This window comes from Halomonas saccharevitans (assembly GCF_900116405.1).
In the GTDB taxonomy this organism is placed as follows: Bacteria; Pseudomonadota; Gammaproteobacteria; order Pseudomonadales; family Halomonadaceae; genus Halomonas; species Halomonas saccharevitans.
The window spans coordinates 42,268-69,203 of the sequence record NZ_FPAQ01000001.1; the positions used below are offsets into that span (position 1 = coordinate 42,268).

20 protein-coding genes are annotated in these 26,936 nt (G+C 67.9%); 16 read left to right on the forward strand and 4 right to left on the reverse strand.

All coding sequences use genetic code 11. The features are described from left to right. Positions 1-12 precede the first annotated feature (12 nt). From BM388_RS00200 to BM388_RS00210, 3 genes are all read left to right on the forward strand, one after another. Positions 13-1,380, forward strand: coding sequence for a glutamine synthetase family protein (locus tag BM388_RS00200; protein ID WP_089845972.1), 1,368 nt, complete (start codon positions 13-15; stop codon positions 1,378-1,380). A 106-nt stretch (positions 1,381-1,486) separates the two neighbouring features. Then, complete coding sequence (locus tag BM388_RS00205; protein ID WP_089846329.1) at positions 1,487-2,563, forward strand: polyamine ABC transporter substrate-binding protein; 1,077 nt, start codon at positions 1,487-1,489, stop codon at positions 2,561-2,563. A 146-nt stretch (positions 2,564-2,709) separates the two neighbouring features. After that, a complete protein-coding gene (locus tag BM388_RS00210; protein WP_089845974.1) occupies positions 2,710-4,002 on the forward strand; it encodes an NAD(P)/FAD-dependent oxidoreductase in 1,293 nt (430 codons plus the stop codon). 33 nt (positions 4,003-4,035) lie between these two features. Here BM388_RS00210 and BM388_RS00215 read toward each other — a convergent pair whose 3' ends face one another. Further along, a complete protein-coding gene (locus tag BM388_RS00215; protein WP_089845977.1) occupies positions 4,036-4,914 on the reverse strand; it encodes a MurR/RpiR family transcriptional regulator in 879 nt (292 codons plus the stop codon). A 147-nt stretch (positions 4,915-5,061) separates the two neighbouring features. On the opposite strand from BM388_RS00215, the gene BM388_RS00220 reads away from it, so the two are divergent. The 7 genes from BM388_RS00220 (at position 5,062) to BM388_RS00250 (ending at position 13,066) form a co-directional block, all read left to right on the forward strand. Beyond that, positions 5,062-5,859, forward strand: a complete 798-nt coding sequence (locus BM388_RS00220) for an N-formylglutamate amidohydrolase (protein WP_089845979.1) — start codon at positions 5,062-5,064, stop codon at positions 5,857-5,859. Then, entirely contained in the window at positions 5,852-6,448 is a 597-nt protein-coding gene (locus tag BM388_RS00225) for a TRAP transporter small permease subunit (protein ID WP_089845981.1), read from the forward strand. The genes BM388_RS00220 and BM388_RS00225 overlap by 8 nt, the downstream gene beginning before the upstream one ends. After that, a complete protein-coding gene (locus BM388_RS00230) occupies positions 6,448-7,770 on the forward strand; it encodes a TRAP transporter large permease (protein ID WP_089845983.1) in 1,323 nt (440 codons plus the stop codon). Before BM388_RS00225 ends, BM388_RS00230 begins: the two co-directional genes overlap by 1 nt. Positions 7,771-7,929: 159 nt before the next feature. Then, positions 7,930-8,982 carry a TRAP transporter substrate-binding protein gene (locus BM388_RS00235; protein ID WP_089845985.1) on the forward strand — a complete coding sequence of 351 codons (1,053 nt, stop codon included), beginning with the start codon at positions 7,930-7,932 and terminating at the stop codon, positions 8,980-8,982. A 99-nt stretch (positions 8,983-9,081) separates the two neighbouring features. Continuing rightward, positions 9,082-10,452: a glutamine synthetase family protein gene (locus BM388_RS00240; protein ID WP_089845987.1), complete on the forward strand. Its 1,371-nt coding sequence runs from the start codon at positions 9,082-9,084 to the stop codon at positions 10,450-10,452. Positions 10,453-10,487: 35 nt separating this feature from the next. Beyond that, complete coding sequence (locus tag BM388_RS00245) at positions 10,488-11,870, forward strand: aldehyde dehydrogenase family protein (RefSeq protein ID WP_089845989.1); 1,383 nt, start codon at positions 10,488-10,490, stop codon at positions 11,868-11,870. Between the two features lie 50 nt (positions 11,871-11,920). Then, a complete protein-coding gene (locus tag BM388_RS00250; RefSeq protein WP_089845991.1) occupies positions 11,921-13,066 on the forward strand; it encodes an iron-containing alcohol dehydrogenase in 1,146 nt (381 codons plus the stop codon). Between the two features lie 46 nt (positions 13,067-13,112). On the opposite strand, the gene BM388_RS00255 is transcribed toward BM388_RS00250, so the two are convergent. Further along, positions 13,113-14,846 carry a formate--tetrahydrofolate ligase gene (locus BM388_RS00255; RefSeq protein ID WP_089845993.1) on the reverse strand — a complete coding sequence of 578 codons (1,734 nt, stop codon included), beginning with the start codon at positions 14,844-14,846 and terminating at the stop codon, positions 13,113-13,115. 281 nt (positions 14,847-15,127) lie between these two features. Here BM388_RS00255 and BM388_RS00260 point away from each other — a divergent pair, with 281 nt between their 5' ends. After that, positions 15,128-16,189 carry a GlxA family transcriptional regulator gene (locus tag BM388_RS00260; protein ID WP_089845995.1) on the forward strand — a complete coding sequence of 354 codons (1,062 nt, stop codon included), beginning with the start codon at positions 15,128-15,130 and terminating at the stop codon, positions 16,187-16,189. Positions 16,190-16,243: 54 nt separating this feature from the next. Here BM388_RS00260 and BM388_RS00265 read toward each other — a convergent pair whose 3' ends face one another. Beyond that, positions 16,244-18,811: a GcvT family protein gene (locus BM388_RS00265; protein WP_089845997.1), complete on the reverse strand. Its 2,568-nt coding sequence runs from the start codon at positions 18,809-18,811 to the stop codon at positions 16,244-16,246. Between the two features lie 291 nt (positions 18,812-19,102). Here BM388_RS00265 and BM388_RS00270 point away from each other — a divergent pair, with 291 nt between their 5' ends. Together BM388_RS00270 and BM388_RS00275 are read left to right on the forward strand one after the other, a co-directional pair. Further along, a complete protein-coding gene (locus tag BM388_RS00270; RefSeq protein ID WP_089845999.1) occupies positions 19,103-20,299 on the forward strand; it encodes a glycine cleavage T C-terminal barrel domain-containing protein in 1,197 nt (398 codons plus the stop codon). Between the two features lie 319 nt (positions 20,300-20,618). After that, complete coding sequence (locus tag BM388_RS00275; RefSeq protein ID WP_089846001.1) at positions 20,619-21,236, forward strand: glycine zipper 2TM domain-containing protein; 618 nt, start codon at positions 20,619-20,621, stop codon at positions 21,234-21,236. 262 nt (positions 21,237-21,498) lie between these two features. On the opposite strand, the gene BM388_RS00280 is transcribed toward BM388_RS00275, so the two are convergent. After that, positions 21,499-22,875 (reverse strand): glutamine synthetase family protein, encoded by a 1,377-nt coding sequence (locus tag BM388_RS00280; RefSeq protein ID WP_089846003.1) that lies wholly within the window; start codon positions 22,873-22,875, stop codon positions 21,499-21,501. Between the two features lie 253 nt (positions 22,876-23,128). Between BM388_RS00280 and BM388_RS00285 the strand changes: the two genes are divergently transcribed. From BM388_RS00285 to BM388_RS00295, 3 genes are read left to right on the forward strand one after another with little or no spacing between them, the layout of a single operon-like run. Further along, positions 23,129-23,896 (forward strand): gamma-glutamyl-gamma-aminobutyrate hydrolase family protein, encoded by a 768-nt coding sequence (locus BM388_RS00285; protein WP_089846005.1) that lies wholly within the window; start codon positions 23,129-23,131, stop codon positions 23,894-23,896. Between the two features lie 25 nt (positions 23,897-23,921). After that, positions 23,922-25,325, forward strand: a complete 1,404-nt coding sequence (locus BM388_RS00290; RefSeq protein ID WP_089846007.1) for an aspartate aminotransferase family protein — start codon at positions 23,922-23,924, stop codon at positions 25,323-25,325. Then, entirely contained in the window at positions 25,322-26,842 is a 1,521-nt protein-coding gene (locus tag BM388_RS00295; protein WP_089846009.1) for an aldehyde dehydrogenase, read from the forward strand. The genes BM388_RS00290 and BM388_RS00295 overlap by 4 nt, the downstream gene beginning before the upstream one ends. The last annotated feature ends 94 nt before the right edge of the window (positions 26,843-26,936 follow it).

Genomic DNA, 26,936 nt, shown 5'->3' on the forward strand with positions numbered 1-26,936 from the left:
AAGGAATATCCCATGAGTAACCGACAGGAGCAGCCGCTCCTCAACGACTGGTTCGAGAAGCACGGCATCACCGAGGTCGAATGCCTGGTCTCCGACCTGACCGGCATCCTCAAGGGCAAGATCATGCCCGCCGGCAAGTACCTCAAGGGCGGTCGCCCGCGGCTGCCCGACTCGATCTTCATCCAGACGGTCACCGGCGGCTATCCCGATGACGAGGACATCCGCTTCTGGAACCCCGCCGAGCGTGACATGGAGCTGGTGCCCGACCCGAGCGCCATCTATCCGGTGCCCTGGGCCGAGGATCCGACCGTGCAGATCATCCACGACTGCTTCTACCTGACCGGTGAGCCGGTGGAGCTGGCGCCGCGCTACGTGCTCAAGCGCGTGCTGGACCTCTATGCGGCTCGCGGCTGGAGGCCGGTGGTGGCGCCGGAGGTGGAGTTCTACCTGGTCAAGACCAACACCGATTCCGACTATCCGCTGGAGCCGCCGGTCGGGCGTTCCGGGCGCCAGGAGAGCAGCCGCCAGTCGTTCTCCATCGACGCGGTCAACGAGTTCGATCCGCTGTTCGAGGAGATGTACGACTACTGCGACGCCATGAACCTGGACCTGGATACCCTGATTCACGAGGAGGGCGCCGGCCAGATGGAGGTCAACTTCCAGCACGGCGATCCGCTCGCCCTGGCCGACCAGGTGGTGATGTTCAAGCGCACCCTGCGCGAGACGGCGCTGCGCCACGGCATGTACGCCACCTTCATGGCCAAGCCCATGGCGGGCGAGCCGGGCAGCTCGATGCACATCCATCAGAGCCTGCTCGACAGCAAGGAGGGGCATAACGTCTTCGCCGACGAGGACGGCCAGCCCAGCCGCCTCTTCCACGCCTTCATCGGCGGGCAGCAGCGCTACCTGCCCTCGGTGATGCCGCTGCTGGCGCCCAACGTCAACTCCTATCGGCGGCTGATGCGCACCGAGACCAGCGGCTCGGCGCCGATCAACGTCGAGTGGGGCATGGACAACCGCACCGTGGGGCTGCGCGTGCCGGTCTCCACCCCCGAGGCGACTCGGGTGGAAAACCGCCTGGCGGGGGCCGACGCCAATCCCTATCTGGTGATGGCGGCCTCGCTGGCCTGCGGCTACCTGGGCATGCTGGGCCGGCTCGAGCCCCGGCCGCCGATGGTCGGCTCCGCCTGGTCCGGCGGCAACAAGCTGCCCGACGACATCGGCCCGGCGCTGGACATGCTCCACGACTGCCAGCCGCTGGCCGACATCCTCGGCGAGCGCTTCGTCAACAGCTACCTGGCGGTCAAGCGCGCCGAGCACCGCGCCTACTTCCAGGTCATCAGCTCCTGGGAGCGCGAGCACCTGCTGCTGCGCGTCTAGGCGAGAGAGCGATCCGAGCATGCTTGATCGGGTACTCGAGAACGAGTGCCCTCCGGGCCGAAAGGGCGTGCCGCCTGGTGCGCCAAGACCATCAGGGAGAGTGATGATGCTGAAACCGAGATACGCTGCGGCGCTGGCCGGCCTGGGGCTGCTGACGCTTGGCGCCGCCGCGGCGGCCGACGACGGCAAGCTCAGGCTGTTCAACTGGTCCAGCTACATGGATCCGCAGATCATCGAGGCCTTCGAGGCGGAGACGGGGCTCGAGGTGGTGCAGAACTACTACAACGCCAATGCCGAACTCTTCGCCAAGCTGACCGCGGGGGGAGATGCTCAGTACGACTTGATCGTGCCCTCCGACTATTTCGTCCCGCGCCTGATCGATGCCGGCCTTATCCAGCCGCTGACCGCGCCGGGCGAGACCCTCGCGGGCCACGATCATATCCTCGAGGAGTTTCGCACGCCGAGCTTCGATCCCGGCGGTGACTACACCGTGCCCTACCTGTGGGGCGCGACCGGCATCGTCTATGACACCGACACCTGGGCGAACCCTGACCCCAGCTGGGGCCTGCTCTATGATCCCGAGGTCAACGCCGACTACCCCTTCGCGCTGCTCAAGGGCGATGCCCAGTTCACCTTCGGCACCGCCTGTGCCTTCCAGGGCGCCGGCTTTGACTGCGTGGGCCAGGCGCCCTGGGTCGAGGCGGCGCGGCTGGTCATCGAGACCCGGGGTCGCGACAACTTCGTCGGCTTCGTCGGCGCCACGGCGGCCATCGAGCAGGTCGCCAGCGGCGTGATCCGGGCCGGCATCGCCTACAACGGCGATCTGGCCGCCAAGCGCGCCGAGGATCCGGCGACCTACGGCTCGCTGGGCTTCTTCATCCCCGAGGAGGGCTCCCAGCGCTGGGTCGACGTGCTGGCGATCCCGGCGCGCGCCCCCAACCCCGAGGCCGCTCGTGCCTTCATCGAGTACCTGTTGCGCCCGGAGGTCGCCGCGCAGTTGGCCAATTATAATTTCTACACCACGCCCAACGAGGCCGCCCTGCCGATGGTGGACGAGGCGCTGCGCCAGCCGCCGGTGATGCCCGATGAGGCGGATCGTGCACGGCTGCACTTCACCCCCTCGGCAAGCGGCGATCAGCTGCAGCTGCTCCAGGAGCTGTGGAGCGAGGCGCGCAGTCGCTGAGTCCTGCATGGTTTTTCGATAACGCCGGGGCTTTCCTCGGCACTCTTGAGTGTTGATTATTTAATACCACAATAATTGTCTTCGCGGCGTTCGTGCTCTTATCATGGAAAAAATAGTTGAATAAAACATCCACTCCGGAGGCCTTCATGAGCGACTCTCCCACCACCGACCACGTGGCATCCTGGTACGCCGCCTCGGCCAATCCCGCCCCGGCGCGCCCGGCCCTCGAAGGCGAGATCGCGTGCGACGTGTGCGTGGTGGGCGCCGGCTTCACCGGCATCTCCGCGGCCCTGCACCTGGCCGAGCAGGGCCATCGGGTGGTGGTGCTGGAGGCGGCCCGAGTCGGCTTCGGCGCCTCCGGGCGCAACGGCGGGCAGATCGTCAACAGCTACAGCCGCGACATGGATGTGATCGAGGCGAGGTATGGCGAGCAGACCGCTCTGGCGCTGGGCGACATGGCCTTCGAGGGCAACCGCATCATTCGCGAGCGCATCGCGCGCTACGGCATCGACTGCGACCTGCGCGACGGCAACCTCTTCGCCGCCTGCAACGACAAGCAGTTCAAGGGGCTTGTCGAGCACAAGGCGCTCTGGGAGCGCTATGGCCACCGTGAGCTCGAACTGCTGGAAGGAGAGGCGGTCAAGCGCGAGGTGACCTCCGAGCGCTACGTGGGCGCGCTGGTCGATCACTCCGGCGGCCACCTGCATCCGCTCAACCTGGTGCTGGGCCAGGCCGCCGCGGTGGAGTCTCTGGGCGGCGTGATCCATGAATACACCCCGGTGACGGCCGTCGAGCACGGCCAGCCGGTGCGCCTCTCCACGCCTCGCGGCATGGTGCGGGCCGAGCGGGTGGTGATGGCCGGCAACGCCTACCACCAGGGCATCATGCCGGCGCTGGAGGGCAAGTCGATGCCCTGCGGCACCCAGATCATCGCCACCGAGCCGCTGGGTGAGGAGCGGGCCCGATCGCTGCTGCCCAACGACCTCGCCGTCGAGGACTGCAACTACCTGCTCGACTACTATCGGCTGACCGCCGACCACCGCCTGATCTACGGCGGCGGCGTCAACTATGGCGGCCAGGACCCGGCCGACATCGAGGCGGTGATTCGTTCCAAGATGGAGAAGACCTTCCCGGGCCTTTCGGACGTGCGGGTCGACTACGCATGGAGCGGCACCTTCCTGATGACGCTCAACCGGCTACCGCAGTTCGGCGTGCTCAACGACAACGTCTACTACGCCCAGGGCTATTCCGGCCACGGCGTGACCTGCACTCACCTGGCCGGGCGCCTGATCGCCGAGGCGATGACCGGTCGCGAGGCACGCTTCGACGCCTTCGCCGACCTGCCGCACCTGCCATTCCCCGGCGGGCGGATGCTGCGGGTGCCGCTCTCCGCCGTCGGCGCCTGGTACTACCAGGTCCGGGATCGCCTGGGCGTCTGATCGAGAGGCAGCGTCGGCGCCGAGTGGCGTCGCTCAGGTGAACTTGCGAAAGAAATGGGTCATGTCGAACAGCTCGTCCAGGCGCTCGTAGCGCTCCCGAGCCTCTGGCCAGCGCTGCTCCTGGACGGCGGCGATCATGGTCTCCAGCAGCATCATGGTCGAGACGTTGGAATCCCACCCCGAGGGAATCTCTACCCAGCAGTGGAAGGTGAAGTCGGCCAGTGACGCGATCGGCGAGCCCCACTGATCGGTGAACAGCACGATGGTCACCCCGCGCTTGTGCACCATCTCCGCCAGGCGCAGCAGGTTGGTCTCGTAGCGGCGTATATCGAAGATCAGCAGGGTGTCGCCCGGCTGCATGTCGAGCACGTAGTGCGGCCAGGTGCCCGAGGACGAGGTCAGGTGGGTGACGCCGGGGCGCACCGCCTGGAAGTGCGTGAAGGCATAGTCGCCCAGCGCCTGAGTGATGCGCCCGCCGACGATGTAGAGGCGCCGCTCGGCATCGGCCAGCTGGCGCGTCGCCCCATCGAACCTCGCCGTCTCGATATGCGAGAAGGTCAGCTGCAGGTTGGTGGTGACCGCCTGGGCGAAGCGATTCAGCAGGTGGGTCTCCGGCGCCTCGGCCGACCAGTTGTCGCGTCGCTGGGTGGGCCCGACGCCCTTCGCCTCCAGCTCGCCCAGCAGCGCCTTGTGAAACTCCGGATAGCCCTTGAACCCCAGCTTCTTGACCATCCGCGCCACGGTGGGGGAGGAGACCCCCGCGTTGCTTGCCACGATGGTGATCGAGGCCAGCCCTGCCGCGGGATAGTTGTCGAGCAGCGCATCGGCGAATTTTCGCTCCGAGGGCGTCAGCGCCGAGTAGTGCTGGCGGATCAGTGCGCGCACGGTGGCGCTGGAATCGAGGTTCGTCAAGGCGCTTCCTTCCCGTATGTCCTGCGGTTTCGCCTGCCCCCAGGCGACGATGCGCGTGGCGAAGCAGCGTTGACGCGGGCTCTGAAGAAATATTGACACGCTGACATTCACGCGTCTATATCTTTACAGGAGCGTGGAGGAGCCCAGATGTCAAGCGTAAGCGAACCGTCCAACCCAAGCGTCGAGATCCGTCATCGGCACGGCCAAGGCCCCGTGGTGCTGCTGTGCGAGCATGCCTCGCATCACATCCCCGCCTGCTATCAGGGGCTCGGCCTCGCGCCCGCGCATCGGCGCAGTCACGCCGCCTGGGACCCCGGCGCTCGCGGCGTGGCCGTGTCGCTCTGTGAGTGGCTCGATGCCCCGCTGGTGGCGAGCCGGGTCTCGCGGCTGGTCTACGACTGCAACCGGCCTCCCGAGGCGGAAACCGCCATGCCGGCGCGCGTGGAGGTGATCGACGTGCCGGGCAATCGCGGCCTCGATGCGGCCGAGCGCGCCGCTCGGGTCGAGGCCGTCTACCGGCCGTTCTGCGATGCCGTGACGGGCGTGCTGGCCGACCGGCGGGCGCGCGCCATCCCCAGCGTGCTGATCACCCTGCACAGCTTCACGCCGAGCTTTCACGGTGAGCGCCGCGAGGTTGAGATCGGCATCCTCCACGATGCCGATCGACGCCTGGCCGACGCGATGCTGGCCGAGGCGCACCGCCTGTCCCACCGGTGCATTCGGCGCAACGATCCTTACGGTCCCGAGGACGGCGTGACCCATTCTCTCAAGCTTCACGGCATCGGTCAGGGCATCGCGAACGTGATGATCGAAGTGCGCAACGACCTGCTGGCCACCCCCGAGGATCAACAGGCGATCGCCGAGGAGCTGTGTCGGCTGATCCATCCGGCGCTGGCCACTCTCGGTGTCGCGTCAAGCCTAGGGGAGGGCGCGCCCGATGCCTAAGGTCATCCTGCGCTACATCGGCGCCATCGATGCCATGAACCGCGCCATCGGGCGCATGGCGATGTACCTGATCTTCGTGCTGATCGGGGTGCTGCTGTGGTCGTCGGCCTCCAAGGTGTTCATGACCCCCTCGATGTGGACCCTGGAGGTCGCGCAGTTCGTCATGGTGGCCTACTTCGTGCTGGGCGGTCCCTACTCGATCCAGCTGGGTTCCAACGTGCGCATGGACCTCTTCTATGGCGAGTGGAGCCCACGAACCAAGGCCTGGGTCGATGCCATCACGGTGTTCTTCCTGATCTTCTACCTCGGCGTCCTGCTCTACGGTGGGCTGGTGTCGACGGCCTACTCCCTCGGCTACTTCGGCGATGAACCCTTCCGCTTCTTCCTCGACCTCGTCGGCACCTTCGTGACCCAAGGGCCCTCGGCGGCGGGCGAGGAGCTCGGCTTCCTGGAGCGCAGCCCGACGGCCTGGCGGCCGTGGCTGTGGCCGATCAAGACCATTCTGTGCCTCGGGGTATTTCTGATGATCCTTCAAGCCTCTGCCGAGTTCTTCCGGGATATCGGCCGTCTGCGCGGGGTGATCGACTGATGCCCTACGAGATGATCGCCATTGTGATGTTCGGCTCGATGATGCTGATGCTGTTCACCGGCCAGCGCGTGTTCGGCGCGATCGGCTTCGTCGGCGCCCTGGCAGGGGTGCTGCTGTGGGGGACCGGCGGGGTCGATATCCCGTTCTCCTCGGCGATGAAGCTGATGAAATGGTACCCACTGCTGACCCTGCCGATGTTCATTTTCATGGGCTACGTGCTCTCGGAGAGCCGTATCGCCGACGATCTCTACCGGATGTTCCACGTCTGGATGGGGCCGGTGCGGGGTGGTCTCGCCATCGGCACGATCGGGCTGATGGTGCTGATCTCGGCGATGAACGGGCTCTCGGTGGCCGGCATGGCCATCGGCGCCACCATCGCCCTGCCCGAACTGCTGCGGCGCGGCTACGACAAGATCATGGTCACCGGCGTCATCCAGGCGGGGTCGAGCCTGGGCATCCTGGTGCCGCCCTCGGTGGTGCTGGTGCTCTACGCGATGATCGCCCGCCAGCCGGTGGGGCAACTGTGGCTGGCCGGCGTGCTGCCGGGGCTGATGATGGCGACGCTCTTCATCATCTACATCTATGTGCGCTGTCGCCTGCAGCCGTCCCTGGGGCCCGCGCTGCCCATCGAGGAGCGCGATGTCTCCTGGGCCGAGAAGCTGCGCCTGCTGCGGGCCGGGCTGCTGCCGCTGGTGATCTTCGCGGTGATGATGGTGCCCTTCGTCAAGGGCTGGACATCGCTGGTCGAGAGTTCCGCCGTCGGGGCGATGACCGCGCTGCTGGCCGCCATCCTCAAGGGGCGCATGACGCGACGGGTGTTCGAGGTCTCGGTGCGCCAGACCCTGGCCATCTCCTGCATGTTCATGTGGATCATCCTGGCGGCGCTGGCCTTCGGCGCCATCTTCGACGGCCTGGGCGCGGTCAAGGCCATTGAGGACCTGTTCACCGATCGCCTGGGGCTCTCGCCCTGGATGATCCTGATCCTGATGCAGCTCAGCTTCATCGTCATGGGCACCTTCCTCGACGACACCGCCATGCTGGTGATCGTGGCGCCGCTCTACGTGCCGCTGGTCGACGCGCTGGGTTTCGACCTGATCTGGTACGGCGTGCTCTACACCATCACTACCCAGATCGCCTACATGACGCCGCCGTTCGGCTACAACCTCTTCCTGATGCGCGCCATGGCGCCGCCCCAGATCGGACTTCGCGATATTTACTTGTCGATTCTGCCCTTCGTGCTGGTGATGACCGTCGCCTTGAGCCTGGTGATGCTCTTTCCGCAGATCGCACTCTGGCTTCCGGGCTACATTTATGGGCACTGATGTGGGAAAGGGGGCCGGGCAGTCGACGGCCGCCGTCGGCGACACCCACGTCAGTCACGTCAGTCACGACAACAGCCATATCAGCAGCCACAACAACAAGAGCCTCGACAGGGGCCGCATCCACGCACCATCCGGTATCACCACCAGGAGAGCGACACAATGACAACAAGACGCAAGTTTCTGATCACCGCCGCGGCCGGTGCGGCCATCGCCCCGCTGGCATCGAGGGTCATGGCTCAGTCGTCGTCCGAGCCCACCATCAAGTGGCGGATGCAGACCTATGCCGGCGCGGCCCTGGCCGAACACGTCGCCAAGCCGGCCATCGACCTGTTCAACCGCATCGCCGGGGATCGCATGCAGATCGAGCTCTACTACGCCGATCAGCTGGTGCCGACGGGCGAGCTCTTCCGGGCGATGCAGCGCGGCACCATCGATGCGGTGCAGTCGGACGACGACTCCATGGCCTCGCCCACCGAGGTCACCGTCTTCGGCGGCTACTTCCCCTTCGGCTCGCGCTACAGCCTCGACGTGCCGGTGCTCTTCAACCAGTACGGCCTCAAGGAGATCTGGGAGGAGGAGTACGCCAAGGTCGGCGTCAAGCACGTCAGCGCCGGGGCCTGGGATCCCTGTCACTTCGTGACCAAGGAGCCGATCCGCAGCCTCAAGGACCTCGAGGGCAAGCGCATCTTCACCTTCCCCACCGCCGGGCGCTTCCTGTCGCAGTTCGGCGTGGTGCCGGTGACCTTGCCTTGGGAGGACATCGAGGTGGCCGTGCAGACCGGTGAGCTCGACGGCATCGCCTGGTCGGGCATCACCGAGGATTACACGGTGGGCTGGGCGGACGTCACCAACTACTTCCTGACCAACAACATCTCGGGTGCCTGGATCGGTCACTTCTTCGTCAACATGGAGCGCTGGGAGGAGCTGCCGGAAGACCTCAGGCTGCTGTTCGAGGTGTGCTGCGAGCAGTCCCACTACTATCGCCAGCACTGGTACTGGGGCGGCGAGGCGCGACTGCGCGTGCACGGTGAGAAGCTCGAGCTGACCACGATTCCCGATGCCGAGTGGGATCAGGTGGAAGCGGCGGCCCAGGAATTCTGGGACGAGATCGCCGCGCAATCCGAGACCAAGGCCCGCGTGGTCGAGATCTTCAAGCAGTACAACGCCGACATGCGCAAGGCCGGACGACCCTATCGCTACGGCCAGGCGTGAGTCGCTCCCATGCCCCGGCGACTGTCGGGGCATGCCGTTCAGGGAGGGGGCCCGGCCGAGTACGGGCCCCGTCGTGGTGATCAGTGAGGAAGTTCAGAAATGACCAACGCGCAGGCTTTGGACGCCCTCGAGGCCCTGAGGGTCCAGGTGGAGAGTGGCGATGTCGACACCGTGCTCGTGTGCATCGTCGACATGCAGGGACGGCTGATGGGCAAGCGGCTCCACGCGCGCCACTTCGTGGAGCATGGCTGGGAGGAGACGCACTGCTGCAACTATCTGCTGGCCACCGACCTCGAGATGGAAACCCCCGACGGCTACGCCAGCACCTCCTGGCGGGCGGGGTACGGCGACTACATCATGAAGCCGGATCTCGCTACGCTGCGGCCCGTGCCCTGGCTCGAGGGCACGGTCATGCTGCTCTGCGACGTGCTGGACCATCATACCCATGAGCCGGTGGCCCACGCGCCGCGGGCCATCCTCAAGCGTCAACTCGAGCGGCTGGAGGGGATGGGCTTCGACGCGATCATGGCCACCGAGCTGGAGTTCTTCCTGTTCGAGAAGCCCCTCGACGAGATCCGCAAGGAGGGGTTTCGCGACCTGCAGCCGATCAGCGGCTACAACGAGGACTATCACCTCTTTCAGACCACCAAGGAAGAGCACGTGCTGCGCCCGCTGCGCAATCACCTTTACGCGGCGGGTATTCCCGTAGAGGGCACAAAGGGGGAAGCCGGGTCTGGGCAGGAGGAGCTCAACATCCGCTACGCCAAGGCCCTCGACACCGCGGACTACCACACCATCGCCAAGCACGCGACCAAGGAGATCGCCTGGCAGCAGGGGCGGGCGGTCACCTTCCTGCCGAAGTGGCACCACGACCATTCCGGCAGCTCCACCCATATTCACCAGTCGCTGTGGCGCCAGGGCGTGCCCGCCTTCCACGACGACGGCGAGGCGCGGGGCATGTCGGCGCTGATGCAGCACTACCTGGCCGGGCTCCTGAAGTACGCGCCCGACTTCACCTACTTCCTGGCGCCCTACATCAACAGCTACAAGCGCTTCCAGAAGGGCTCCTTCGCGCCCACGCGCACGGTCTGGTCGGTGGACAATCGCACCGCGGGCTTTCGCCTCTGCGCCGAGAGCACCCGGGCGGTGCGCATCGAGTGTCGCATCGGCGGCTCGGACCTCAATCCCTACCTCGCCATGGCCGGGCAGCTGGCCGCCGGCATCAAGGGCATCGAGGAGCGCCTGGCGCTGCCGCCGCCCGCCGAGGGCGACACCTACGAGGGGGAGTCGGGGCTGATTCCGCAGACCCTGCGCGATGCCCGTGAGGCCCTATACGGGTCGGCCATGCTGCGTGAGGCCATGGGCGACGCGGTGGTCGATCACTACGCCCGGGCCGCCGAGGTGGAGATGGAGGACTTCGCCCGCGTGGTCACCGACTACGAGGTGGCGCGCGGCTTCGAGCGCTCATGATGTCGGCGGCGAGCGGGCACCAACAGGAGAGAATGATGGGTCACACCTTGAGATGTATCTCGCCGATCGACGGATCGGTGTTCGCCGAGCGCGACGCGCTCTCGATCGAGGCCGCCCGGCAGGCGGCCGCCCGAGCCCGCACGGCGCAGCGCGACTGGGCGGCCAGGCCCCTCGAGGAGCGCATCGACCTGGTGCGCGCCGGCATCGCCGCGCTGGGGGCGATGAACGACGAGGTGGTGCCGGAGCTGGCGCGGATGATGGGCCGCCCGGTGCGCTACGGTGGAGAGTTCGGCGGCGTCGAGGAGCGCGGCGGCCACATGGCGGCTATCGTCGAGGAGGCGCTGGCCGATATCTCGGTCGGCGAGGACGCCACGGTCAAGCGCTATATCAAGCGCGTGCCCCACGGCGTGGTGCTGGTGGTGGCGCCCTGGAACTACCCCTACATGACGGCGATCAACTGCGTGGCGCCGGCGCTGATCGCCGGCAACAGCGTGCTGCTCAAGCACGCCACCCAGACCCTGCTGGTCGGCGAGCGGATGGCGCGTGCCTTCCACTCGGCCGGCGTGCCCGAGGCGGTGTTTCAGAACGTCTTCCTGGATCACGACACCACCTCACGGCTGATCGCCGAGCGCGCCTTCGACTTCGTCAACTTCACCGGGTCCGTGGGCGGAGGGCGCGCCATGGAGCAGGCGGCGGCCGGCACCTTCACCGGGCTGGGCCTGGAGCTCGGCGGCAAGGATCCGGGCTACGTCATGGAGGATGCCGACCTCGAGGCCGCCGTCGCGACACTGATTGACGGGGCGATGTTCAACTCGGGGCAGTGCTGCTGCGGGATCGAGCGGATCTACGTGCATGAGAGCCTCTATGATGCCTTCGTCGAGAAGGCCGTGGCGGTGGTCGAGGCCTACACCCTGGGCGACCCGCTGGACGCCGAGACGGACATCGGGCCGATGGCCCACGTGCGCTTCGCCGCCGAGGTGCGCGCCCAGATCGACGAGGCCCTGGCCGACGGGGCGAGGGCGCATATCCCGCGAAAGCCCGCCGACGACGGAGGCGCCTACCTGACCCCGCAGATCCTGACCGAGGTGACCCACGACATGCGCGTGATGCGCGACGAGAGCTTCGGGCCGGTGGTCGGCATCATGCGGGTGAGCGACGACGAGGAGGCGATCCGGCTGATGAATGACAGCCCGTTCGGCCTGACGGCGAGCCTCTGGACCGCCGATATCGAGCGTGCCCAGCGCGTCGGCGACCGGGTCGAGACCGGCACCGTCTTCATGAATCGCGCCGACTACCTCGACCCGGGCCTGTGCTGGACCGGCTGCAAGGAGACCGGGCGCGGCGGCAGCCTCTCGGTGATCGGCTATCACAACCTCACGCGACCCAAGTCCTACTATTTAAAGAAAACAACAGCTTAGAGAAAACAACAGCTTAAAGAAAACAACATCATGCTAAAGAAGGTGACGAGATGACGCTGACCGGCAACTGGACCTATCCCACCGCCATCCGCTTCGGCGCGGGGCGGCTCAAGGAGCTGCCCGAGACCTGTGCCGAGGCGGGCATGGCGCGGCCGCTGCTGGTGACCGATCGCGGCCTGGCCGACCTGCCGATCACCGCCGCCGCGCTGGATATCCTCGAGGCCGCGGGCCTCGGCCGGGGGCTCTTCGCCGAGGTCGACCCCAATCCCAACGAGCGCAACCTGGCGGCGGGCGTCGAGGCGTTTCGGGCGGGCGGCCATGACGGGGTGATCGCCTTCGGCGGCGGGTCGGGGCTGGATCTGGGCAAGATGGTGGCCTTCATGTCCGGCCAGACGCGCCCGGTGTGGGACTTCGAGGACATCGGCGACTGGTGGACCCGGGCCGATGCCGAGGCGATCGCCCCCATCGTGGCGGTGCCCACCACCGCCGGGACCGGCTCCGAGGTGGGGCGGGCCAGCGTCATCACCAATTCCGAGACCCACGAGAAGAAGATCATCTTCCATCCCCGGGTGCTGCCCCGGGTGGTGCTCTGCGATCCCGAGCTGACGGTGGGCATGCCCCGGGCGATCACCGCCGGCACCGGGCTCGATGCCTTCGCCCACTGCGTCGAGGCCTTCTCGAGCCCGCACTATCACCCGATGAGCCAGGGCATCGCCCTGGAAGGCATGCGGCTGGTCAAGGAGTACCTGCCGCGCGCCTACGCCGACGGCACCGATCTCGAGGCCCGGGCCCACATGATGAGCGCGGCGATGATGGGCTCCACCGCCTTCCAGAAGGGGCTGGGTGCCATCCATGCCCTGAGCCACCCCATCGGCGCGGTGTTCAATGCCCACCACGGCACCACCAATGCGGTCTGCATGCCGGCGGTGCTTGCCTTCAACGCCGAGGCGATCCGCGAGCGCTTCGACAGTGCGGCCGCCTACCTGGGCATCGAGGGCGGCTTCGAGGGGTTCCAGGCCTTCGTGCAGGATCTCAACGACCGCATGGGCATCCCGCGCACCCTCGCCGAACTCGGCGCCACCCCCGAGCGCATCGACGAGCTGGCCGAGATGGCCATTCAGGACCCCAGCTGCGGCGGCAATCCGGTGGCGCTGACCGTCGAGGATCTCAGGACGCTGTTCCACCGCTGCATGTGATCGCCGGACGCCGTCCGCTGGCGTCCGGCCCCCGCGATCGCCACGCTCAGAACAGTCCGGTGATCTCGCCGTGGTCGTCGATGTCGAGGTGCGCGGCGGCCGGGTCGCTTCCGAGGCCCGGCATGGTGCGGATATCGCCGCACAGCGCATAGACGAAGCCCGCGCCGGCGGAGAGGCGCACCTCGCGCACCGGCAGGGTCCAGCCGGTGGGGGCGCCGCGCAGGGTCGGATCCGACGACAGCGAGAGATGCGTCTTGGCGATGCACACGGGCAGGTGTCCCTGCCCCTGCTGCTGGTAGAGGTCGAGCTGGCGGCGGGCCTCGGGGCTGAAGGTGACATCGGCGGCGCCATAGAGGCGGGTGGCGATGCGCTCGATCTTGGCGTCCAGGGGCATCTCGTCGGGATAGAGCAGGTGGAAGTCGCTGCCCTGTTCGGCGGCGGCCTCCACGGCCTGGGCAAGCTCCAGCGCGCCGATGCCCCCGTCACGCACGTGGGTGGATACCGCGGCCCGCACCCCGGCGGCCTCGGCGATGTCGCGAATCGCGGCGTGCTCGCTGGCATGGTCGGAGGGGAAGGCGTTGATCGCCACCACCGGGGTGACGCCGTGGGCGCGCAGGTTGTCGATCTGCTTGACGAGGTTGGCGCCGCCCGCGTGCACGTCCTCGGGGCTCTCCGCCAGCATCGCCATGGGCAGCGGCCGGCCGGGCGTCACGGCATAGCGCCCGGAGTGGAACTTCAGGGCCCGCACCGTGACCACCAGCACCGCGGCATCCGGGACCATCCCCGAGGCGCGGCACTTGATGTTGAAGAAGCGTTCCGCCCCCATGTCGGCCCCGAAGCCCGCCTCGGTGACGAGATAGTCGCCGCCGTGCAGGCCGATGCGATCGGCGACGATCGAGGAGTTGCCATGGGCGATGTTGCCGAACGGGCCGGCATGGATCAGTGCCGGCGCGTGCTCGAGGGTCTGCAGCAGGTTGGGCTTGATCGCCTCCTTGAGCAGCGCGGTCATGGCGCCCGCCGCGCCGATCTCCTCGGCGGTGACCGGCTCGCCGTCGTGGGTCGTGCCGACGCGGATCCGCCCCAGGCGGCGCCGCAGGTCCTGTAGTGATGTCGCCAGGGCGAGGATCGCCATGACCTCGGAGGCTGCGGTGATCTCGAAGCCACTCTGGCGGGGGAGGCCGTCGGCGGGTGGGCCGAGTCCCGTGACGACATGGCGCAGCGCGCGGTCGTTGATGTCCATCACCCGCGGCCAGGTGATGGTCTGCGGGTCCAGGTCGCTGCCCAGACGGTGATAGAGGTGGTTGTCGATCATCGCCGCCAGCAGGTTGTGGGCGGCGGAGACCGCATGGATGTCGCCGGTCAGATGCAGGTTGATGCGCTCCATGGGCACCACCTGGCTGTAGCCCCCGCCGGCGGCGCCGCCCTTGATGCCCAGCGTCGGGCCCATGGAGGGCTGGCGCAGGGTGACGGTGGCGGCGTGGCCGAGCTGCTGGAGGCCCTGGACGAGGCCGATGGCGGTAGTGGTCTTGCCCTCGCCCAGCGGCGTGGGAGTGATCGCCGAGACCACCACGTAGCGCGCCCGGGGACGCTCAGCCAGCGCGTCTACGGCGGCCAGGTCCAGCTTGGCGATGCCCCGCCCGTAGGGCTCCACCGTCTCTCCGGGCACGCCCAGGCGGTGGGCGATCTCCTCGATGGGCCACAGCCGGGCGTCTCGGGCGATCGCCAGGTTGCTGGGGGGGCAGGCTCGCGCCTGGCCGAGGTCGTGCGGTTGGCTCGTCATCGCCGCGTCTCCTGGGTCATTCACCTGGGGCATCTACCGGGACGTCGATCGCCTCAGTCGTCTTTAGTTACAGTATTCGTGTCCGCCGGGCCGAGAGCTTGCCCGTGGGCGTCAGCAGGCTTGGCCGCAGCGACACCTCAAGGCCGGGCGCAGGGCCTCGTTGGGCGAGTCGCGGCGCCGCGAGCAAAGTGCGCGTCGTCGATGCGCAAGCCGCGGCGCTGTTGCGGGGAAGAAACTCTGACTAGAGTCCAGGTAGGCGACGATGGTGAGGAGGGCAATCGATGGAATCCCTGCATTCCCCGAATCTGCATGCCCCGAACAAGGACCACTACGACATCGGCTTCGTGCTGCTGCCGGGGTTCTCCCTGCTCGCCTTCTCCTCGGCGCTGGAGCCCCTGCGCATGGCCAACCACCTCGCCGACCGCCGGCTCTATACCTGGCATCTGGTCAGCCCTGATGGTCGCCCCGTGCGGGGCAGCAGTGGCCTGGAGATGGCGGTGGACTGCGCCATGGAGGATGGACTGTCGCTGGATCTGGTGCTGGTGTGCGCCGGCATGGACGTCCAGCACTGCTGCGATCGCGATACCCTCGCCTGGCTGCGCCGGCTGGCCCGGCGTCGCATCCCGCTGGGTGGGGTGTGCACCGGGGGCTATGTGCTCGCCCAGGCCGGGGTCCTCGACGGCTACAGCTGTACCCTGCACTGGGAGCACATCTCGAGCATCCACGAGGCGCTGATGTTTCCCGCCGTAACCTTCACCCCGCAGCTGTTCGTCATCGACCGCGACCGCTACACCTGCTCCGGCGGCATCGCGCCCCTGGACATGATGCTGACCCTGATCGGCCGCCAGCAGGGCCTGGCGCTGGCCGAGGCGATTGCCGAGGAGTTCATCCATGAGCGGATTCGCGAGGTAGGCGACCGCCAGCGGACCCCGCTGCGGGTGCGCCTCGGCCGCACCCATCCCAAGCTCGAGGAGCTGGCGACGCTGATGGAGGCGAACCTGCAGGAGCCGCTCTCCCTGGACGAGCTGGCCCGCTATTCCGATCTCTCGCGCCGCCAGGTGGAGCGGCTCTTCCAGCGCTACGTGAGCTGTCCGCCGCTGAAGTACTACATGGACCTGCGCCTGCTGCGCGCCCGCCTGCTGCTGCGCCAGACCCATATGCCGATCACCGACGTGGCCCTGGCCTGCGGCTTCATCTCGCCCCCGCACTTCACCAAGTGCTACCACGATCGCTTCGGCCACTCGCCCAGCCGGGAGCGCTCGCGGCGCAGTGATCGCGCGGTCGGCACGGCGGAGTCGCCGGGCGAGGGTCGCCCCGACGCGCCGCGGGTCGAGGAAGTCTAAGGGTTGTAAAGGTTACGGGGAGACGTCGTCCCCCCGGCTCGTCGTTGCTCGTTGTCAGCTCTTGGGTCGCAGGTTGTCCGGGTCGTAGAGGGCACGATAGCCGACCGCCTCGACCCTCAGCGGATAGCGCTCGCCGAAGTACTCCATGCTCAGCGTCTGGCCGACCCGGGCGTGGCTTACCGGCAGATAGCCCAGCGCGATGATCTTCTGAACTGAAGGGCCGTAGGCGATGCTCGTCACGTAGGAGCGGCGCCCCAGGGCATCCACCAGCACCTCGCCGCTGTCCGGGTCGAGGATCGGCGAGTGTCCTACCGGGTAGCGCGCCACGCCCCGGGCGTCATGGTGATCCGTCATGGTCAGGGTGCAGAGGTAAGCCGGCTGCTGAGGGCGCTCGCGATGGGCCAGGTAGGCGGCCTTGCCATGAAACTCCACCGGCTTGACCTTGGGACGCGCCAGGCCCGCCTCGACCAGGTTGTACTCGGTCAGCAGGTCGACGTTCTGCAGCCGCAGGCTCTTCTCGAGACGCCGGCTGTTGGCGTAGGTCTCGATGCCTACCGGCGTCACACCCTGCTCGAACAGCAGGTCCCAGAGGGTCAGCCCGTAGCTGAACGGCAGGTAGAGCTCCCAGCCCAGCTCGCCGACGTAGGAGATGCGAAAGGCCCAGATCGGCAGGCCCCGTACCCGGATCTCGCGGGCCGTGGCGAAGGGGAAGGCGTCATCCTCCAGTGCCGCGGGATCGTCGGCGAGCGCCTGCAGGGTGCGCCGCGCCTCCGGGCCCCAGAGCCCCAGGGTGGCCAGGCCGTCGGTGCGATCCTCGACGTGCAGGCGCGTCAGCTGCCGGGCCTCGGCCATCCGCGTCATCCACATGAGGTCCCGGTGGCCGGTGTCGCCGCCGCAGATCACCCGGAAGCCGTCCGCGGCGAGGCGCACCACGGTGAGGTCGGAATGCACGCCGCCGGCATCATCGAGGAAGTGGGTGTAGATCCCCTTGCCCAGCGGCGTCTCGCCCCCCACCCGCGCCACCGAGAGATACTCCAGCAGCGCCTCGGCCTCAATGCCCGTGACGTCGAAGATGGCGAAGTGGGAGAGGTTGATCATGCCCACGCCCTCGCTCAGGGCGAGATGCTCGGCGTTGGAGACGCGCCAGAAGTGGCGGGCATCCCACTCGTCGGGCCGCTCGGGCACGCGGTCACCATAGCGCTCCAGCAGCGCCTCGTTGGCGCCGTAGCCGTGGGCGCGCTCCCAGCCCACCACCTCCATGAAGTGGCCGCCGAGGGCCTCCTCGCGAGGCCAGAAGGGGCTGCGGCGCAGGTTGCGGCCCGTCGCGAAGGGCTCGCGAGGGTGCACCGGCGGATCGTAGATCTTCTGGGCGATTTCCCGGCAGCGTCCGACGACGTGATGCGGCGTCTTCTGCACCGGGTAGAAGCGGGCGATGTCGATGCCGTGGGGGTCGAGGGTCGGGCGGCCGTGGGTCAGCCAGTCGGCCAGCACCTTGCCCATGCCGGGGCCGTCCTTGACCCAGACCGCCTCGCAGAGCCACAGGCCGCGGGTCTCCGGCGCCTCGCCGACCAGCGAGCCGCCATCCGTGGTGACCGAGAGCAGGCCGTTGAAGGAGTGCTTCTCGTCCCAGCCCAGCTCGCCGAGTATCGGGGTCAGCTCGATGGCGCGCTCGAAGGCCTCCATCACCTGGTCGATCTCCAGGTCGCGCATGGAGGGCGAGAGCCGTGCCTGCTCACGCTCGAGGATGTCGGTGGGGGCGACCAGGCGCGGCGCGGAGGCCTCGTAGTAGCCCCATTCGAGCTGTCCGCCCTCGGTGCTCTTGGGATCGCCGGTGTCGCGCAGGTAGGCCGAGTTGCCCTGATCGCGCAGCAGCGGATAGCCGATCTCCTTGCCGGTGCCGGCGAAGGCGTCGAAGGGGCCGAAGAACATCAGCGGGTGCTCCACCGGCATCAGCGGCAGGCTGGCGCCGCCCATTGCCGCGGGGATCGGGCCCCAGATTCCCGAGGTGACGATCACCACCGGGGTGGCGATATAGCCCCGGGCGGTCATGACGCCACGCACCCGGCCGTCCTGGACGTCGATGTCGGTGGCCGGGGTGTCGGCGAAGGCCTGGAGACTGCCCGAGGCCACCGCCTGCTCGATCAGCTCCCCCGCGACCTGCTGCGAGCGGGGCACCACCAGCCCGGCGTCGGGGTCCCAGAGGCCCCCCAGTATCATCGAGCGCTCGAGCAGCGGGAAGCGCTCGACGACTTCGTCCGGCCCGATGAGCCGCGCGTTGGTGCCGAAGGCCTTGCCCGAGGCGACCTTGCGCTTAAGCTCCGCCATGCGCGCCTCGTCGCCCACTCGGGCGATCTCGATGCCTCCCACCCGCTGATAGTGCCCACGGCGCTCGTAGAACTCGCGGCTGTAGGTGGTGGTGTAGCACGACATCTTGTCGTGGGCGGTCATGTAGCAGAAGTCCGAGGCGTGGGAGGTGGAACCGATGTCCGAGGGAATGGCGGACTTCTCGAGACCCACCAGGTTCGTCCATCCCAGTTCGATCAGGTGGTGGGCCACCGAGGCGCCGACGATGCCGCCCTGGCCGATGATCACCGCGTCTGCGTGCTTGGGTAGTGTTGTCATGGCCGCTCTCCGATGCCGATGCGCTCGCCGCATTTGGCTTCACCATAAGCCAGGCCGGCGCGGCCCGTTTGCTCTGGCCGACCGGTTCTTTGCCCGCGGCGACCGTGACGGGCGCCGCGCGGTGAGCGGAGCCGGGCGCCATGCCCCGGCTGTCGCTGAGACCAAAGTGGCAGTCGCCGCTGGTGCCGCGGGGGCGAGCCCGGGGGACTAGTTTCGAGGGCATGAACGGCCTTCCGGCATTCGCCTCGAGGTCGCATGGCAGGGCCCCGCATCAGCACAGGAGAGACGATCATGTCCCAGGTCATCGAACGCATCGACCACACCCAGACGGCACCGGAGATCCTGCTCTACCCGCGGATCCGCAAGTCGCCGTTCTTCTACGCCTCGCGGCGCCACGGGGTGCGCAAGTACAGCGTCTACAACCATCACTATCATCCGCGCCTCTACACCGACCCCGTCGACGAGTACTGGGCGCTGGTGGAGGGCGTCACCCTCTGGGACGTGGGCGTGGAACGCCAGATCGAGATCTCGGGTCCCGATGCCTTCACCTTCACCCAGCGGCTGGTGCCGAGGGACATGCGCCACTGCCAGGTCGGCCAGTGCAAGTACGTCTTCGTCACCGCGGATGACGGCGGCATCATCAACGACCCGGTGCTGCTGCGCATCGAGGAGAACCGCTTCTGGCTGTCGCTGGCCGACAGCGACGTGCTGCTGTGGTGCCAGGGGTTGGCCTACCACGCCGGGCTGGACGTCACCATCCGCGAGGTGGACGTGGCGCCGGTGCAGGTCCAGGGGCCCCATGCCAAGGCGGTGATGGTGGACCTGTTTGGCGAGCGGGTGCTGGAGATTCCCTACTACCACCTCATGGAGGCGGAACTCGACGGCATGTCGGTGGTCATCTCGCGGACCGGCTACTCCGGCGAGATCGGCTACGAGATCTATCTGCGCGAGGCGACCCGCCACGGCGAGGCCCTCTGGCAGCGGGTCTTCGAGGCGGGGCGGCCCCACGGCATGCAGGTGATCGGCCCCTGTCATATCCGTCGCATCGAGGGCGGTATCCTCGCCTTCGGCTGCGACATCTGGTACGACACCAACCCCTTCGAGGTGGGCATGGGCTACGATTGGATGGTCGACCTGCGCGGCGACGACGACTTCGTCGGGCGCGCGGCCCTGGAGCGCATCAAGGCCGAGGGTGTCTCCCGCAAGCTGGTGGGCGTGGAGATCGACGGTCCGAGCATCGGCTACTTCACCGACGGCTCGATGGTCGATTTCTTCCCCGTCCACGACAGCAGTGGGGCAGTGATCGGCAAGGTGACCTCGGCCACCCGCTCGCCGCGCCAGGAGCGCAACATCGGCTACGCCATGGTGCCGGTCTCCCACGCCGAACTCGGCACGTCGCTGCGCATCGAGGCCAACACCGGCGTGCAGGATGCGGTAGTGGTGCCCAAGCCGTTCCATGATCCGCGCAAGGACATTCCCAAGGGCTGATTCGTGAACGACCTTTGGCGTCGGCGGCCCTGGGCATCGGGTGTTGGGCCATCGTCCCGGTCGCTGGGTGCGACCCACTACGCCGGTAAGGCGGCGAAGCCTGCGCTGTCGGCGTCTGCCGACAGCGGGGCAGGGATTGTGAAACCAGCGGGGGAGTACTGAAGTCCGGGGAGCCGGCACCGTATACTGGGTGCGATCAGCGAGTGACGCAGGAGGCGTCATCGCCATCGCACCCTTTTTTCGTCACGCATCTCCCGGTGACCGTGACAACCGTCCGTGACAGTCATGAGGCGCAGCCGCGTCTTCCAGGAGGTGAAAGATGAGCAAGTCGATCGTGGTGGGCTCCACCCTGGCCGTACTGGGGCTGGGCGGCATCGCCCTCGGGGCCTGGCAGGTCCAGGAGGCGCAGCGCGGGCCCGAATACGCCCAGATCACCAACGTCGAGACCCTGACGCGCACCGTGGAAACGCCCCGCGAGGTCTGCGAGCAGGTGGTCGTGGAGTTGCCGCCCCAGGAGGCCCCGGCGGGACAGGGTGCCAGCCGCGATCCCCACCGCGTGCTGGGCACCGCCGCCGGCGCCATCGTCGGTGGGCTCTTGGGCAACCAGGTCGGCGGCGGCAGCGGCAAGAAGATCGCCACCGTGGCCGGGGCCATCGGCGGCGGCCTGGCCGGCCGTGAGGTTCAGGAGCGGGTGGAGGCGCGCCAGCACGCCCAGGCGGCGGCGTCCCAGCCGCGCACCACCACTCGCCAGGAGTGCCGCACCGTGGTCGACACCCGTCAGGAGACCGAGGGCTATGAGGTCACCTGGCGCCGCGGCGAGCGGGTCGAGACCACTCGCCTGGACACCCCCCCTGAGGGTGACCGGGTGCTGCTCGAGGAGGGGCGTCCCCAGTGGGACGCCGTCTCTTCCCGGGACGACGTCGCCCAGGAGACCTGAGCGCCATCGCGCCCCATCTCGGCGTCACTATCCCCAACGACCGCGCCCCGGCCATCTCTGGCTGGGGCGCGGTCGTTGAGGGTGGGCGATGCGGCCGGGCAGCGTCCCAGGTCAGTCGCCTCAGGCCAGCAGAACGCCCAGCGCCAGGCCCCGATCAGCGCGTAGGCGAAGTGAGTCAAGGCGTGCTGCATCGGTTGTCAGCCGCTGCCCTGGGAGGAGAGCACCGAGGAGTCCGAGCAGAAGCAGGCGCTGATGTCGTTATTCAGACCTGGCGCAGGTACCAGTCGTACTCCAGCTTGCTCACCGCCTGCATGGCCTGGTCGCGCTCGGCGCGGCGATTGGCCAAGAAAACGTGGAGGAAGTCGCGTCCGAGGGCCTCGGCGAGCACCTCGCTGTCCTCTAGCAGGGCCAGCGCCTGGCACCAGCTATTGGTCAGGCTGGGCGCTACCTGGTCGTAGGCGTTGCCGGTGATCGCCGGGGGCGGCGTGGCGCGATGCTGCAGGCCATGGTCGATGGCGGCCAGCAGCGTCGCCATCAGCAGGTAGGGATTGACGTCGGCGCCGGCCACCCGGTGCTCGATGCGCCGCGCCTCGTTGGGCCCCGAGGGGATGCGCACCGCTACCGAGCGGTTGTCGTAGCCCCAGGTCGGGGCCATGGGCACGTAGAGGCCCGGCTGGAAGCGGCGGAAGGAGTTGAGATTGGGGGCGAACAGCGCCATGGAGGCCGGCATCAGCGCCAGTAACCCGGCCACGGCCTGCTTGAGCCGAGGCGTGCCCAGCGGGTCCTGATCTTCGGCCGCGAAGACGTTGCGTCCCGCCTCGTCGAGCAGGCTGATGTGGACATGGGTGCCGCTGCCGGCCTCCTCGCCATAGGGCTTGGCCATGAAGGTGGCCTCGAAGCCATGCCTCAGTGCCACGCCCTTGATCAGTCGCCTGAGCAGCACGGCGCTGTCGCAGGCCGTCAGGGCATCGTCGCAATGGATCAGGTTGATCTCGAACTGGCCCGGGGCGCACTCCTTGAGGGCGGTATCCAGCGGCAGGCCCTGGGTGCGAGCCGCCGAGTGGATCTCCTCGAGGAAGTCGGCGTACTCGTCGAGTTCGCTGATCGAGTAGAGTTGGCTGTGGGTGGCTCGCTCGCCGCTCGCCGGCGAGCAGGGCGGTTGGGTCATGCCCAGGCCGTCGCGCTGACGGTCGACCAGGTAGAACTCCATCTCCACGGCGACCACCGGCCTAAGGCCCGCCCCGCGGAAGCGCTCGAGCACGCGGAATAGCACCTGGCGAGGATCGGCGAAGAAGGGGGCGTCGTCGACCTCGATCATGGTCATCAGCAGCTGGGCCTGGCGGCCATTGCGAAGCCAGGGGCTCGGCATCAGCGTGCCAGGAATGGGGCGGCAGACCCGATCGCCGTCGCCGCTGGAGAGCCCCAGCCCGGTCTCCTCGATGGTGTTGCCGAGGATGTCCAGGGCGAACACCGAGGCGGGCAGGTTAACCCCGTCTCGATAGGCCTTCTCCAGGTTCTCGCGCGGGATGCGCTTGCCGCGCGGTACGCCGTTGAGGTCGCTGATCAGCAGGTCGATGCTGGCAATGTCGGGGTGGCGTTCCAGGAAGTCACGGGCTTCGTCGACGGGAAGGGGCGGCATGATGACACCTGTTTTCTTGGGGTGGTGGCGTTGTGGTCATCTTTGAGTGAAGCGCATATGTTGTCAAATAATTTACGCCTGTTTCGGCGTTTCCTGTCTATACTCTTATACTAATATAGTAAGCAATTGAAAGTAATCAGTTTATTTTTGTCATGCCCGAGGGTGGCGCTGCATAGGTTGGCAAGATTAATCAACCACGTTATGTTGAGAAAAGCCTAACAACCCCGACGCTGAACCTTTCAAGGAGGCTGCCATGCAGACTCGACCCCTGGTGGGGGTGATCGCCTGTCGCCGCGAGGTGGAAGGCCACCCCGCGCACATGGTGACCGACAAGTATCTCACCGCCCTGCGGCAGTATGGCCTCGAACCGGTGGTGCTGCCGGTCTGGGAGACCGTCGAGGGGGCCGACATCAAGCTCCTGCTGACCCGGTTGGATGGTCTGGTATTGACCGGCAGCTACACCAATGTGGTGCCGCAGCGTTACGGGGCCGAGCGCGAGCCGCAGAACACCCGGGACGATCCGAGCCGCGATGCCGCAGCCATGGCCTGGTTGCCGGTGGCCCTGGACCTTGGCGTGCCGCTGCTGGGCATCTGCCGAGGCTTCCAGGAGCTCAACGTGGCCTTCGGCGGCAGCCTCCACCAGGCGGTGCAGAATGTCCCAGGCAGGTTCGATCACCGGGAACCGGCCGGCGATCGCGAGACCCAGTATGCCCCCAGCCACGACCTGGAGATCCTTCCGGGCGGTCGGCTGGCGGCCCTCTACCCCGAGCGGCAGGCCAGGGTGAACTCCCTGCACCAGCAGGGCGTCGAGCGACTCGGCGAAGGCCTCACCGCCGAGGCCATGGCGCCGGACGGCCTGATCGAGGCGATCTCGGTCACCGACGCGCCGGCCTTCACCCTGGCGGTGCAGTGGCACCCCGAGTGGCGTCCCCGTGAGCACCCGCTCTACGACGCCCTGTTCACCGCCTTCGCCCAGGCCTGCATGCAGCGCCAGGCGCGCATCGAGCCCCTGCCGGCCTGAGGGCCCGCGACAACGGAGACGCACCATGCAGACTCAAGCCTGTCAGGACCTGGATCGGGCCCACCACCTGCACCCCTTCACCGACTTCAAGGCACTGGGCGAGCAGGGCAGTCGCGTCATCACCCATGCCCAGGGCGTCTACGTCCACGACAGCGAGGGCCATCGCATCCTCGATGGCATGGCCGGCCTGTGGTGCGTGAACCTCGGCTACGGCCGCCGCGAGCTGGTCGAGGCGGCCGCGGTGCAGATGACCGAGCTGCCCTACTACAACACCTTCTTCAATACGACCCACCCGCCCGTCGCGCGCCTCGCCGAGAAACTCTGTGCGCTGGCGCCGCCCCACATCAACCACGTCTTCTTCACCGGCTCCGGGTCCGAGGCCAATGACACCGTGCTGCGCATGGTGCGTCGCTACTGGGCGCTTAAGGGCAAGCCCGAGAAGCAGTGGATCATCGGTCGCGAGAATGGCTATCACGGCTCCACCGTGGCGGGCATGAGCCTGGGGGGCATGGCGCCGATGCACGATCAGGGCGGTCCCTGCGTGCCCGGCATCACCCACGTGCGCCAGCCCTACTGGTTCGGTGAAGGACAGGATCAGTCGCCGGAGGCCTTCGGGCGCGCCTGCGCCGCGGCATTGGAAGAGAAGATCCTCGAGCTCGGCGAGGATAAGGTCGCGGCCTTCATCGCCGAGCCGGTGCAGGGGGCCGGCGGCGCCATCATGCCGCCGGCGAGCTACTGGCCGGCGGTCAAGGCAGTGCTCGCCAAGTACGACATCCTGCTGATCGCCGACGAGGTGATCTGCGGCTTCGGGCGCCTCGGCGCCTGGTTCGGCAGCCAGCACTTCGGCCTTGCGCCTGACCTGATGCCGATCGCCAAGGGGCTCTCCTCGGGCTACCTGCCGATCGGTGGCGTGCTGGTGGGCGACCGCGTGGCGGACACCCTGATCGAGGAGGGCGGCGAGTTCTGTCACGGCTTCACCTACTCGGGGCACCCGACCTGCGCCGCCGTGGCGCTCAAGAACCTGGAGTTGCTGGAGGCCGAGGCGATCGTCGAGCGGGTCCGCGACGACCTGGGCCCCTATCTGGCCGAGCTCTGGGCCGAGCTTGGCGACCACCCCCTGGTCGGCGAGGCGCGCTCGCTGGGCCTGATGGGCGCGCTGGAGCTGATCGACCCGGCCACGGAAGAGCGCTTCGACAAGGCCTTGTCTGCCGGTAATCTGTGCCGGGACATCTGTTTCGCCACCGGACTGGTGATGCGCTCGGTGGGCGATACCATGATCATCGCCCCGCCGCTGGTGATCACCCGCGACGAGATCGACGAACTGGTGTGCCTGGCGCGCCAGGCCCTGAACGAGACCGCCCGCCGCCTGGCCGACCAGCGCGTCGCGGCGCCGACCGATGCCCTTCACTCAGAGGAGACTCGCGCATGAGCCTCGCATCGCACTCGACTACCCACGCCGCCTGGCAGGCGCTGGCCGCCGAGCTGACCGTCGAGAAGGGTCTCGAGACCCGCGCCTTTATCGACGACGCCTTCGTCGATGCCGCCGACGGCGCGACCCTGACCACCGTGAACCCGGCCACCGGCGCGGCGCTCGCCGAGGTGGCGAGCTGCGACGCCGCCGATGCCGAGGTCGCCGTGGCGGCCGCCCGGGCCGCCGTCGACGGCGGCGCCTGGTCGCGCCTCGCCCCGGGCAGGCGCAAGGCCGTGCTGCTCAAGCTGGCCGACCTGATGGCGGCGCACAGGCACGAGCTGGCGCTGCTCGACACCCTGGACATGGGCAAGCCGGTCTCGAGCGCGCTGGGCGACCTGGCCGGCGCCATCGGCTGCCTGCGCTACCAGGCCGAGTGCATCGACAAGCTCTACGGCGAGGTCGCGCCCACCGGCGACAACGCCCTGGGGCTGGTGCTGCGCGAGCCGCTGGGCGTGGTGGCCTGTATCGTGCCCTGGAACTTCCCGCTGATGATGACCGCCTGGAAGATCGCCCCGGCGCTGGCCGCCGGCAACAGCGTCATCCTCAAACCCTCGGAGAAGTCGCCGCTCTCGGCGTTGCGCCTGGCGAGCCTGGCCCAGGAGGCCGGGTTGCCGCGGGGCGTCTTCCAGGTGCTGCCGGGCTTCGGCCACACCGTGGGCCGCGCGCTGGCGCTCTCCATGGAGGTCGACTGCCTGGCCTTCACCGGCTCCACCGGGGTCGGCAAGCAGCTGATGCAGTACGCCGGTCAGTCGAACCTCAAGAAGGTGTTCCTGGAGTGCGGCGGCAAGAGCCCGAACCTGGTCTTCGCCGACTGCAAGGACCTGGATCGGGTGGCCAAGCACGCCGCCGCGGCGATCTTCCACAACCAGGGCGAGGTGTGCATCGCCGGCTCTCGGCTGCTGGTCGAGAATTCGATCCGCGAGGCCTTCGTCGACAAGGTGCTGGCCGCCGCCGAGGCCATGCAGCCCGGCGACCCGCTGGATCCGGCGAGCTTCATGGGCGCCATGGTCGATCGCGCCCAGCACGAGCGGGTGCTCGACTACATCCGTCGCGGCGTGGAGGAGGGCGCGACCCTGCGCACCGGTGGTGAAGCCACCGAGGTCGACGGCAAGGGGCTCTTTATTCCGCCGACGGTGTTCGACGGCGTCACCGAGACCATGGCCATCGGCCGCGAGGAGATCTTCGGCCCGGTGCTCGCGGTGTTCGGCTTCGATAGTGAGGAGGAGGCGGTGCGGCTCGCCAACGACAGCGACTATGGCCTCGCGGCCGGGCTGTGGAGCCAGGACATCGATCGCATCATGCGCATCACCCGGAGGCTGCGCTCGGGCCAGGTGTTCGTCAATAACTGGGCGGACATGGACCAGACGGTGCCCTTCGGCGGGGTCAAGCAGTCGGGCAACGGCCGCGACAAGTCCCACCACTCGCTGGAGGAGTACTCCGACCTGAAGAGCGTATGGATGACGCTCGCGACCTGAACGCGGCGGACCGGGCCGTCGGCATGGCCTGAGCCCGACACAGCCCATGACGACGGTGCCCGCCTGTTCAGGCGGGCACCGTTCGTCGTTGGCC

Coding starts and splice junctions, on each gene's coding strand:
- BM388_RS00275 (WP_089846001.1), top strand. CDS start 20,619: ATGAGCAAGTCGATCGTGGTGGGCTCCACCCTGGCCGTACTGGGGCTG.
- BM388_RS00270 (WP_089845999.1), top strand. CDS start 19,103: ATGTCCCAGGTCATCGAACGCATCGACCACACCCAGACGGCACCGGAG.
- BM388_RS00290 (WP_089846007.1), top strand. CDS start 23,922: ATGCAGACTCAAGCCTGTCAGGACCTGGATCGGGCCCACCACCTGCAC.
- BM388_RS00225 (WP_089845981.1), top strand. CDS start 5,852: ATGCCTAAGGTCATCCTGCGCTACATCGGCGCCATCGATGCCATGAAC.
- BM388_RS00205 (WP_089846329.1), top strand. CDS start 1,487: ATGCTGAAACCGAGATACGCTGCGGCGCTGGCCGGCCTGGGGCTGCTG.
- BM388_RS00235 (WP_089845985.1), top strand. CDS start 7,930: ATGACAACAAGACGCAAGTTTCTGATCACCGCCGCGGCCGGTGCGGCC.
- BM388_RS00200 (WP_089845972.1), top strand. CDS start 13: ATGAGTAACCGACAGGAGCAGCCGCTCCTCAACGACTGGTTCGAGAAG.
- BM388_RS00255 (WP_089845993.1), bottom strand. CDS start 14,846: ATGACGAGCCAACCGCACGACCTCGGCCAGGCGCGAGCCTGCCCCCCC.
- BM388_RS00220 (WP_089845979.1), top strand. CDS start 5,062: ATGTCAAGCGTAAGCGAACCGTCCAACCCAAGCGTCGAGATCCGTCAT.
- BM388_RS00245 (WP_089845989.1), top strand. CDS start 10,488: ATGGGTCACACCTTGAGATGTATCTCGCCGATCGACGGATCGGTGTTC.
- BM388_RS00260 (WP_089845995.1), top strand. CDS start 15,128: ATGGAATCCCTGCATTCCCCGAATCTGCATGCCCCGAACAAGGACCAC.
- BM388_RS00240 (WP_089845987.1), top strand. CDS start 9,082: ATGACCAACGCGCAGGCTTTGGACGCCCTCGAGGCCCTGAGGGTCCAG.
- BM388_RS00265 (WP_089845997.1), bottom strand. CDS start 18,811: ATGACAACACTACCCAAGCACGCAGACGCGGTGATCATCGGCCAGGGC.
- BM388_RS00250 (WP_089845991.1), top strand. CDS start 11,921: ATGACGCTGACCGGCAACTGGACCTATCCCACCGCCATCCGCTTCGGC.
- BM388_RS00285 (WP_089846005.1), top strand. CDS start 23,129: ATGCAGACTCGACCCCTGGTGGGGGTGATCGCCTGTCGCCGCGAGGTG.
- BM388_RS00280 (WP_089846003.1), bottom strand. CDS start 22,875: ATGCCGCCCCTTCCCGTCGACGAAGCCCGTGACTTCCTGGAACGCCAC.
- BM388_RS00295 (WP_089846009.1), top strand. CDS start 25,322: ATGAGCCTCGCATCGCACTCGACTACCCACGCCGCCTGGCAGGCGCTG.
- BM388_RS00210 (WP_089845974.1), top strand. CDS start 2,710: ATGAGCGACTCTCCCACCACCGACCACGTGGCATCCTGGTACGCCGCC.
- BM388_RS00230 (WP_089845983.1), top strand. CDS start 6,448: ATGCCCTACGAGATGATCGCCATTGTGATGTTCGGCTCGATGATGCTG.